The sequence below is a fragment of the Deltaproteobacteria bacterium genome (assembly GCA_011773515.1).
Taxonomy (GTDB): domain Bacteria; phylum Desulfobacterota; class Deferrimicrobia; order J040; family J040; genus WVXK01.
In genome coordinates this window covers 1-5,392 of record WVXK01000021.1, presented here as the reverse complement: position 1 = coordinate 5,392, position 5,392 = coordinate 1, and the positions used below count along the sequence as shown (strand labels likewise).

Below are 5,392 nucleotides of genomic sequence, written 5' to 3'. Positions count from 1 at the left end.
GGGAGACAACAGAAACCCGTTCATCGGCTCTTCGGACGGAACAGCCAACAATGAGGGCTTCGGATGTGTTGGATGTCACGGAAGGATAGAAGACGCGGGAAATGACGGCCTATCAGCAGGTCTCGGTGCGGGTCTTCGCCAGCACCACCATCGATCAGAGATATCGACATGCGCTTTTTGCCACAGCGATGCCGATCCTGCGAATTACACTCCTTTTGGCGAGGCTACTCCACCACCTTATTATGGTACGGTTGATACAAATGCTGATATGCCCTGTAATCCAACCGATAATCCCAGCGAAAACTGGACGATTGGCGATAACATGGGTTTGGACAACGACGGGAACAACCTCTACGATAATAATGATCTCGACTGTTCGACTTGTATAGACAACGACGGTGATGGAGTATGCATTGAAGAGGATAACTGCCCGGACACTTACAACGCTGGCCAGGCAGATTCAGATGGCGACGGCTTGGGCGATGCCTGCGACACATGCCTGAACGATCCCAACAATGACGCCGATAATGACGGCGTCTGCGGAGATGTGGACAACTGCCCCGATGTGGCAAATCCCGATCAGGCTGACGCAGACGGCGACGGAATCGGCGATGCCTGCGATTCTTTGAACGACAGAGACGGGGACGGAGTGGCCGACGCTGATGACAACTGCCCCGATGTGGCAAATCCCGATCAGGCTGACGCAGACGGCGACGGAATCGGCGATGTCTGCAACCCCGGTACCGGCGGTGGGCCGCCATACGGTCACACCGACGAGGAGCATGGCGTCTTCCACATGCCCGGCAAGGATAAACCCTTCAGCAACGAGTGCACGTCCTGTCACGGCAGCGAGCTTAATGGGCCTGACTCCGGTGGATTTGCCCCGTCGTGCTTCTCGTGCCACGGCAACGAGTGGGAAGAGGAAGGCGGCGGCGAATGCCGGGGAGACGATTGCGATGATGAACCTGATGACGATGAATGCCGCGGAGACGATTGCGATGACGAACCTCATGGTGAAGCCGATGTTTCCTTGAGCAGGATATACGCGCCCAAAAAGGTCGAGCTCGAGATGGAAACAAAGACCAAGAGAGTCGTGGTTGTCGCAAATGCGGACACAAAAGTTCAGAATGCCACGATTACTTTAAGCTTGAATCCGCCGAGCGATTCCGTTTCCGTCACCATCGATCCTGCAAGTATCACAAAGCAGATAAGGCTGGGTGACGGCGGTCAGAAGATAACCTTCATGGCTGATATCACGTGCAACGAATCCGGGGAAACGTGGAATCTAACGTGGGAAGCAATAATCGATGCCCTGGAAAACAGAGAAGAAACGAATAACACTATTACCGGATCCACGAAGGTAATCTGCGAATGATCGCTGGCGAAACGAACCGGTAAAGGAGGGGGAAACCCCTCCTTTTTTTATCAATATAAGTCTCGCGATCACCAATCCGAATTTCGCAAAACACCCTTAAATGCATTATTGTTAATAATTATCAAAAAAGAAATTAAACACACCATAAGGCCATTTTTATTACAGTTGTGTAATAAACCTGTCCCTCCCAGAAAGCGAAATCCTTTCAGTATCATGAGGTTACAAAATAAATCTCATTGGCACGCATGTTGCTTTTGTAAGAATAGTTATCATTTATACGCTGTTCGAGGATGAGAAGGGGCTGTGGTAACAGGTGAAGCCAACCGGTTGATATCCGGCAGAATTCGATTCGCTCACAATATTCAAAGTGTCACCACGAAAAAGAGAAGGAGGGTTATGTATGATGAGAAAATCTCTGAACGTAGGGCTGGGCGTATTTTTTGCCCTCATATGTATGACCGGAACCAGCGACGGATTTCCTGGTTTTGATTCTTCAATCAACCAGGATTGTGGGACCACCATAATTACCATTGGAGACTGTGGTTTTTGCCACGAAAATCCAAATGGTGGAGGACCCCGTAAAGAAGGATGTGACACCAGCAATGCGAGCGCTTTCTGCGGAACTTCGGCTACCTGCGGCGTTCAGGCCTGTACTCCCAGTACCGAAGTCTGTGACGGACAGGACAACGACTGCGACGGGCAGGTGGATGAAGGACTACTCAATGCCTGCGGTGAGTGTGGACCGGCGCCAGCAGAAATTTGTGACGGTATCGATAACGACTGTGATGGTTCTGTTGATGAGGGTGTAACAAACGCATGTGGTACCTGTGGACCGGCGCCAGCAGAAATTTGTGACGGTATCGATAACGACTGTGATGGACAGGTGGATGAAGGGCTACTCAACGCTTGCGGTGAGTGCGGTCCTGTTCCGGCAGAGATCTGCGGTGACAACACCGACAACAACTGTGACGGAACGGTCGATGAAGGCTGCGCACCCACCTGTGAACCCACTACCGAAGTCTGTGACGGCATTGACAACGACTGCGACGGACAGGTGGATGAAGGGCTACTCAACGCTTGCGGTGAGTGCGGTCCTGTTCCGGCAGAAATCTGCGGTGACAACACCGACAACAACTGTGACGGAACGGTCGATGAAGGCTGCGCACCCACCTGTGAACCCACTACCGAAGTCTGTGACGGTATTGACAACAATTGTGACGGACAGGTGGATGAAGGAGTGCTGAACGCATGCGGCGAATGCGGTCCTGTTCCGGCAGAGATCTGTGGTGACGGGATCGATCAGGATTGCAGCGGTGCCGATATGCCCTGCAACAACCCCGGACCAGAAACCAACTGTTCAGACGGTCTGGACAACGACAACGACGGCCTGATCGATTGTGCTGATACTGATTGCAGTGCCTCCAATTTCGAGTGCGGACCCAGAGGTGGCCCGCCATCCACGCATACAGACGAGGAAGACGGCTTCCTGCATGCGCCCGGAAAGGACGAACCTTACAGCAACGGCTGCACCCTCTGTCACGGCGGCGATCTGATGGGGAACGAAGACTTAAGAACACCCTCCTGCTTCTCCTGCCACGACAGGGAGTGGCATGAGGACCCGATCCCGGAGAACTGCACCGACGGCGTCGACAACGACTTCGATGGAGCCATCGACTGCGCGGACAGCGACTGCGCTACCGACGAAGCATGTGCCCAGCCCGATCCGGAAGTGTGCGACGATGGCCTGGACAATGACGGCGACGGGCTGACCGACTGCGACGACACCTCTGATTGCGCCGGCGACTCTGCATGTGAGACGAATGAAGAACCCGTTACACACTCCTTCGGGGACGTGGAATGGACCGACGCCGAGGAGCAGCACGAGGATTACGTGGAAGAGAACGGCCCGGATGAGTGCAGAGCTTGTCACGGCCAGGATCTTGATGGAGGCACTGAATCCACAGGATCCGCCCCCTCGTGCTTCTCCTGCCACGGAGCCGAATGGATAGACGAAGACGGCGACAGCGTGTCCGACGAGAAGGAAAAGGGCCACGGGAGGAAGGACGACCACTACGACGGCAACAAGGACGGGAAACCGGACAAAGGCCAGAAGAAGGTGGCATCCTTCCCCACTGAAAGCGGGAACCACTACCTCACCGTCGAATCGACGGCCGACATCGAGCAGGTAGAATCCAGCGAGCCAGAAGGTGGTGAAGCCGCAGGCTTCAACCTCCCATACGGTGAGATGGAGTTCACCATCTCGGGCGTCGAGCCGGGAGGTTTTGCAACGGTGACCATCTACACCGACGGCGAGTACGTTGACACCTACTACCTCTTCGATAAAAACGGATCGGCCCGGGAGTTCACCTACGACTCAGCCAGCGAGACGGGAGCGGTAGTGGGCGCGTTCGAGGTGACCCTCCACCTGGTTGACGGAGGTGCCGGAGACAGCGACGGCACCGCAAACGGCTCCATATCGGTGGCAGGGGCCCCGGCCTCGACCGCACCGGCGATGGAACTCTCATCGCCCGCCCCCGGGAGCGCCGGAGGGTGCGCGATCGTCGATAGAGATGGAAGCGCCACCGGTATCAAGGGCGCCCTCGGGCTGCTGCTTCTCGCCGGCATCTGGTTCACGGCCAGAAGAAGGAAGAGGAAGGCACCCGGTAGCGGGAAATAACGCTCACGCGAAGAAACCAAAAGGGCGAGCTTTCAAGCTCGCCCTTTTTTTCTTTTGAAAAATCAGCGACACCGGGGAAAGGTGATCCCCAGGGAAGAGGATTTGAACAACGCCGCCTTCTGACGGAAGAACCTACTTCACGAACTCGCCGGTGAAGACGTAGTCGTTGGCCTTCTTGGCGGCGTGGCACTTGATGCACCCCTCCACCTTCCCCTCTTTCTCGACGGTGCCGTCGGCTTTATATTTCGCCCAGAACCAGTCGTTCGCCTCGGGGTTGAACCCGGCCACCTTGTACATCACCGTGACCGCGGCGAGCTGTTTTTCCGGTGAGTAGTTCTCCTTCACGATCATCGCCCCCGCTCCCATGACCGTGCCGGCGTCGATGGCGCTTTTCGCCGCATCGTTGATATAGGTCGTAAGAAATGCGCCGTGGGGCGGCTGCCCCTTGTACATCTTTTCCTTTCCCGGCCAGAGGGGCCAATCCTGGTATTTGCTGGCCGTCGTGATGAAGGTGTAGACGGCAGCCCCCTCTGCCTTCGGAAGCTCAGCCATCTTCTCCTCTGCGCCTTTTTTCGTTCCGGCCCAGGCAAGTGCAACGCAGACGATGAAAGAAACAAGAACCAAACCGATAGTAGTTTTCTTCATTCCCCACCTCCCCGTGATTTTTCCCGCTTCTGGTATGGAAATACAGCGGATGGTTGACTGCCCGTGGTTTACATTATATCAGAAATCAGGCTAATAAACGGCAGGTTGTTTTTTTCAAAAGGTTGCAGGCGACCGGTCCCACCACAGATACCGGGGCGGCAGCTTACCATTGCGCGAAACCCGGAGGATGCCCCCTTTCCATCCTTGCCTCTCACTCCGTCACATCATAGAGGACATCCATGACGACGCGGGTTCGCTCATCGAGGAGAACCACATCCGCTCCTACCCTGATGCGTATGTATCCATCGGGCAGCGGCGAAAGCTCCCTCTCGAGGGATGCCGGTATGGGTTTCTCCGATAAGCCCGGCGGCAATTTTCCATTGCGCACGATTTGCCTCTCCAGGCCGGGGGGAAGACGCCTCTTCTTCGCAAGGCCCGGCGGGAGGGCCTTGAGATGCGTTCTATAATATTGCCTGATCAGGCGGCTGTCCTCCTCGTTGAAGACCATGACGACCCGCGTGTCCTCTTTCTCGATCTCGACACGACCCGAGGTATCCTCGGGGATGGTTGCGCAGGAAGTCACCATCCCCAGGTAAAGACAGAAAACAGCGAGCAGGACTGAATATCTCCCTATTTTTTCCATTTGTCCTCCTTATGGGTCGAAAACTGTACTCTCCCTTTGTTGCCCGTTATGA

Annotated in this window: 4 protein-coding genes; 2 read left to right on the top strand and 2 right to left on the bottom strand. The window is 55.3% G+C overall.

Annotated elements, in window-relative coordinates:
• On the top strand, positions 1-1,375 hold a 1,375-nt coding region (locus tag GTN70_02600), incomplete at its 5' end, for a hypothetical protein (GenBank protein NIO15883.1).
• Positions 1,376-1,775: 400 nt separating this feature from the next.
• The gene (locus GTN70_02595) at positions 1,776-4,052 is read left to right on the top strand and encodes a hypothetical protein (protein NIO15882.1); all 2,277 of its coding nucleotides are present in this window, start codon (positions 1,776-1,778) and stop codon (positions 4,050-4,052) included.
• Positions 4,053-4,184: 132 nt separating this feature from the next.
• Here GTN70_02595 and GTN70_02590 read toward each other — a convergent pair whose 3' ends face one another.
• Both GTN70_02590 and GTN70_02585 read right to left on the bottom strand, forming a co-directional pair.
• On the bottom strand, positions 4,185-4,697 hold the full coding sequence (locus GTN70_02590; protein NIO15881.1) for a hypothetical protein: 513 nt from the start codon (positions 4,695-4,697) through the stop codon (positions 4,185-4,187).
• 211 nt (positions 4,698-4,908) lie between these two features.
• Positions 4,909-5,340, bottom strand: coding sequence for a hypothetical protein (locus tag GTN70_02585; GenBank protein NIO15880.1), 432 nt, complete (start codon positions 5,338-5,340; stop codon positions 4,909-4,911).
• Between the last annotated feature and the right edge of the window lie 52 nt (positions 5,341-5,392).